This window comes from Clostridium sp. (genome assembly GCF_016650095.1).
Taxonomy (GTDB): Bacteria; Bacillota; Clostridia; order Clostridiales; family Clostridiaceae; genus Clostridium_AD.
Genome location: NZ_JAENWL010000272.1, coordinates 1 through 5,240 on the forward strand (window position 1 = coordinate 1; position 5,240 = coordinate 5,240).

The 5,240-nt window shown below is 31.9% G+C and carries 3 protein-coding genes; 2 read left to right on the forward strand and 1 reads right to left on the reverse strand.

Annotated features, from left to right (window positions below; all coding sequences use genetic code 11):
- Window positions 1–353 precede the first annotated feature (353 nt).
- A complete protein-coding gene (locus tag JJE11_RS14210; protein ID WP_291636763.1) occupies window positions 354–2,303 on the reverse strand; it encodes an SEC-C metal-binding domain-containing protein in 1,950 nt (649 codons plus the stop codon).
- 189 nt (window positions 2,304–2,492) lie between these two features.
- On the opposite strand from JJE11_RS14210, the gene JJE11_RS14215 reads away from it, so the two are divergent.
- Window positions 2,493–2,870 (forward strand): BlaI/MecI/CopY family transcriptional regulator, encoded by a 378-nt coding sequence (locus JJE11_RS14215; RefSeq protein ID WP_291636766.1) that lies wholly within the window; start codon window positions 2,493–2,495, stop codon window positions 2,868–2,870.
- Between the two features lie 33 nt (window positions 2,871–2,903).
- Window positions 2,904–4,931 (forward strand): M56 family metallopeptidase, encoded by a 2,028-nt coding sequence (locus JJE11_RS14220; protein ID WP_291636769.1) that lies wholly within the window; start codon window positions 2,904–2,906, stop codon window positions 4,929–4,931.
- The last annotated feature ends 309 nt before the right edge of the window (window positions 4,932–5,240 follow it).

Genomic DNA, 5,240 nt, shown 5'->3' on the forward strand with positions numbered 1-5,240 from the left:
CCTTTCAAATATTGGTAATGAAAGTGGTCAATATCTGTTGCTCAGATTATTATTTACTTTATAATACTATCTCATTAAATAACCGCCATCTACTGTTATAGTAGTACCATTAACATAATTCGCCGCTGGACTTGCTAAGAAAAAGAAATCCATTTTACGCAAAAAAAGTAGCTAGTAAAAACTATAAGTTTTACTAGCTACTTTTTTGCCGTATATATGAGCTTAACTTTCATAGTGAAAATTTTTTATATCTTTTTTACTATTTGATCATTATCAATATTTCATTTTGAAATAAGCTCTATTTTCATGATGAATTATTCCCAGGTAATCACAATTTTATTAATAAACGATAATTAAAATAAGTGAATAACCTTAGATCCACAACATTTTTTATATTTTTTACCACTTCCGCATATACAAGGATCATTTCTTCCTATTTTAGTAATAGTAGTATTATTATGTTCTGAATTTAATTCGTTTAAAGTATATCCTTTTAATTTCCAAAGTCTAGTATTATTTATAAAACTATTGATTTCTACTAAAAAATCTTGAAGGTCCTTTTCACTTACATCTTCCAATGAATCTATTATGTTCTCTATTACCTCTTCTCTTTCATTTTCTTGAATATCATCATATAAATTAATTATAATCATTTCAATCTGTGTATCTTCTATTTCCCAATTGTTCATTAAATACTTTTTTAATCTCATGCTTATTTTATTTTCAACTAAATACTCCGCATTGGCAGCTTCGAGTAACTCATCCTTTTTTATAATACAGAAATCCATATCACTTGATATATTATCTCTTGTATTAATAATATTGATGACATCTTCTAGCGGAGCCATTAAACTACTAGCTATACTCCCTTGTACTATATACTCACCATAATAATCTGCACCACTCACAATTATTCCGTAAATATCAGTTTCATCTAAAGAATAGTCAACATAATTATGAATCATTTCTGTAAAATCCTTCATGAAAAACGCGCCATAATTATAGGTCATTCCCCAAAACAACTTTACTAGTTCTGTATTTTTAGCTAATATTTTTCTATACTCATCATTATCTAAAGATTTTATAGCATTTATTGTTTCATTTGGCATGATTAAATATACACCATCTTCTCTCATAGCTGTAAATACAAAACCACAGTCTAAATAATATTCTGGATTTGATGTAAAATTATGATCTTCAGAGGACAAATACCCATTGTTTTCAGCAATGCATTTTAAAAATTCATATCTTTCATTATCAATTAAATATAGTGCTTCAGTAATTTTCTCTTCATAAACCTCTAAAAGCCTTTCTACTAATTGTCCTTTATTAAACTTAGATACCTTCGTAATATTTAGCACAGATGTTATTTGTAATAATTCAGTTTTTGTATTACATTCAAATAATTCTCTTAAATCCTGTGTAAACTTTCCTCTTTTTACTCTATTTAATAATTTTTTTGCTTTATTTTCGATTTCTAAATTCATATCATCCATTGCGCTATCCAAAAGAGATGCAAAATCCCCTTCATAATCATCTATACCAAATTCATCATCCTCTATAAACGGGATTATATCCTTTTGTCTCTTAGTTTTCTTAAACTTGAAATTATTTCCTGGTAAATACTGTTTTTCTGTTTCTCTATTTCCTACATATCCACAAACTCCATCTCGAGGTGAATTTGTATATTCAAATTTATCTACCATATCAGAGTCTTCATCTATACATTCTTCACAAAAAAATTTTTCTACTTCATAATCAAAATAATTTGCCTTTTCATTACAACTCGCACAAAAATTTTGTATTTCTTCATTTCTAGCTAATATTTCTATTTGACTATGACTATCCCCTGCCACATATTCATCTATAACCTCAAGTTTTAATGCAGTTGTAGAACCAAAATCATAGTCATATGTAAATTTATCACCTACAGAAATTACCTGTCTTAATTTGAAATCCATTGTTTCCGTTTGAGAAAAAAATTCAAATTCATCTTCCACTGAAGAATCATAGTTTACGCCATCTATAATGAAACTACTTAAGTGTCCACAGCATTCTAGCCAAATATTTCTTAAAAAAGTATCCAAATCAGCTAAAATTAAATCTATATCTATAGCTATATATAAACAATACTCTTTTGATCCATACTGTGGAACTATAGACAAAATATATTGACTCTTAGTTTTTTTAGAATTAGCCTTAGCTTCTTCTATCTTTTCTTTTCTAACTTTACAACCTTTAACATGCCTTTTAACAGTTCTTTCTGATAATTCCTCATTGCAATAATAGCATCTACCTTTCAAATCTAATCCTCTCCATTTCTTTTTCTAAAGTTTAATAATATAATACCTAATATGAATTATACACTAAAAGCTTTATATTATAAATTATTTATCATATTCTGCTTAACTAATAAAATTTACCACTTGACAGCATCTCCTTACACTTGTAAGCTGTAGTTAGACTACAAGTGTAAGGAGATGCGTTTATTCATGGATAATTTCACATTTAAAATTTCAGATGCAGAATGGTTAGTGATGAAAGTAATTTGGCAAGAATCACCGTTAACAGCATCTTCAATTATTAAACATTTAAAACAGCAAACCGAATGGAGTCCCAAAACAGTCCAGACCTTAATCAGTCGTTTGGTCAAGAAAGGGGTTCTTGGAGTAAAAAAAGATACCACTTTAAATGAATACTATTCTTTGGTATCAAAAGAGGACTGCATACGAAAAGAAACCAAAACGTTTCTACAAAAGGTATATGGTGGTTCCCTTAAGGTCCTTATCGCTAACTTTGTGAATAATGAGACCTTATCACCCAAAGAAATCGAAGAATTAAAATCTCTATTAGATGAAAAGATGAAATAATGGAGGGTGTGACTGCAAATGTATTTAACTGAAATGTTTCGATATGTTGTCTCTTTATCGCTGTCGGCCAGTATTGTAGTTATTGGTTTGTTACTAATTAAAATACTGCTCAGGCGAAAACTTAGTGCTAATTGGCAATATTACATCTGGGTTATACTTTTTATAAGGCTTACGATCCCTTTTATTCCGTCAACTCCATTGAACGTATTTAATTACATCCCGTATAATCAACAGGTAAGCGAATTAACACAAATATCAATGCCAAGTATTAAATGGAAAACCTCAGTAGCAATAATTCAACCAAACAAAAACACTGTAAATATTGCTAATGAAGCACCGTCCAGTAATGAAAGTGTTAGGAATTCTGCAGTTCCATTTGCAATGTCATGGTTTAACTGGCAAACCTCAGCCCTTGTTTGGTTAATTGGAGTTACTGTAATTTTCCTCTACATTCTTTTTGTGAATTTGATGCTTCTATTTAAGAATAGGAAACTAACAGTCTGCGTCTCAGATGATATCTTGAGAATTGTTCATGAATGTAAAACTATTTTGAAATTGAATTCCAACGTTTCTGTAGTGTATGGTGATTCACTTAAATCACCCGGACTTTTGGGAATATTTCATCCCAAAATTATTATTTCTCCCGAGATAATTAAAAAGTTATCGTCAGGTGAACTGCGCTACATTTTCTTGCATGAGCTAAGCCATTTAAAACGACGTGATCTGCTGGTTAATGCCATGGTACTTACAATCCAGGTTATTTATTGGTTTAACCCACTTACTTGGTATGCATTAAGCCAAATGAAACTGGATTGCGAAATGGCCTGTGATGCAGAAGCTTTAGGCACCTTAAAACCGGAAGAACAAAAAAAATATGGGCAGACGATTATCAGTCTTTTGCAAATGCTTTCTGAGCCTTATTGGGCTCCAGGAACGATTGGCTTTGTCGGTAAGTTTAATACAAGGAGGATTATTATGATATCAACATGTAAAAAAACAACAAAAAAATGGGCTATTGTAGCTCTGTCATTGATACTTCTTGTAGGATGTTCCAGCATAAACAGCCCACTTATTCCTAAAAGCAGCACTAAAAATCAGGCAGCATCTACAACAAAAGGTCAGCCTGATAATGATACCAACCCTAGTACTTCTTCATCTTCAACAACTACTAACTCAAGCACAATTTCATACAAGAATACTCAATATGGTTTTAACTTTACATTACCAAAAAGTTGGCAAGGTTTCTCGATAATCACTGGAATTTGGGAAGGTAATGATGCAGCATCTGGAAAAGTTACTAAAACAGGCCCTATGATTTCTATTAGACATCCCCAATGGAATTCTAAAAAACCACGCCAGGATATTCCTATTATGGTGTTTACTCTTGATCAATGGAACTTACTTAGGCAAGACAAGTTTCATATAGGTGCTGCACCCTTTGGGCCTAGTGAACTTGGTAGAAATAACTATTATGTTTTTGCGCTGCCAGCACGTTACAACTTCGCATACCCGACTGGGTATCAAGAAGTAGAAGAAATATTGAAAACTCATCCTCTTAAAGTAGTTCAGATAGTTCAAAGCACGGACTCAAAAACAGTTATGCTTTTGAATATGATGCAGCTTGCAAAACAGGGAAAAATTATTAATTGTGACTTTCCTGCCAAAACAGCGACTATCGGAACTATTATTAAAGCCTGGGGAAAGGCAGATAAAACTGTTTACGTAGCATCCGCTAAGGGCAGCTATGCAACTTATACAAAACATAATATTGTCTTTGGTATCAACAAGGGAGACCAAGTATTTGAAGTACGCTCTTTCGATACCCAGCTTAAGGACCTATCCTTAGCTAAAGTGAAAGAGGTTTTCGGAACCCCGGCGTTTGATTCTAAGACCGGTAATCAAGAAATTATAGGATATACAGCAGGTACAGAGTTTAAATTCGAAATGGTATTTAGTCTTCCTACAAGCGCTAATCCGAGCCCTGTAATGGATCATTATAATGTTCTTTATCCGAGTGGAACCGTTAATTCTATGGCAGGTGACTCTGGAAGACAATGGTGAACTCCAATCCATAATAAGAAGTTACCTTCTTTATAAAGAATTACTTAGTAGTACAGAAATAAAACCCTCGACTAATTAATTAGTCGAGGGTTTTTATAATTCTTATACTTCTTTAATTGCACCGCCCAAAGAGTATAGTCTAATAAAACACTTATCTTCACCAGGGCAATTGTCCACGAAGTGAAACGATTTTTTGATATTTTTTTCAGATAAAGTCTTGAATAGCTTGTTTTTTTATTCCCTTACATATTGAGTTCTGGTACCACTCATCAATACTATCAAACAGTACTCCTATAGTTTTCCTTCTAC

Excerpts from the sequence above, each read along its gene's own strand:
- JJE11_RS14215 (WP_291636766.1), top strand. The coding sequence starts at position 2,493 with ATGGATAATTTCACATTTAAAATTTCAGATGCAGAATGGTTAGTGATG.
- JJE11_RS14220 (WP_291636769.1), top strand. The coding sequence starts at position 2,904 with ATGTTTCGATATGTTGTCTCTTTATCGCTGTCGGCCAGTATTGTAGTT.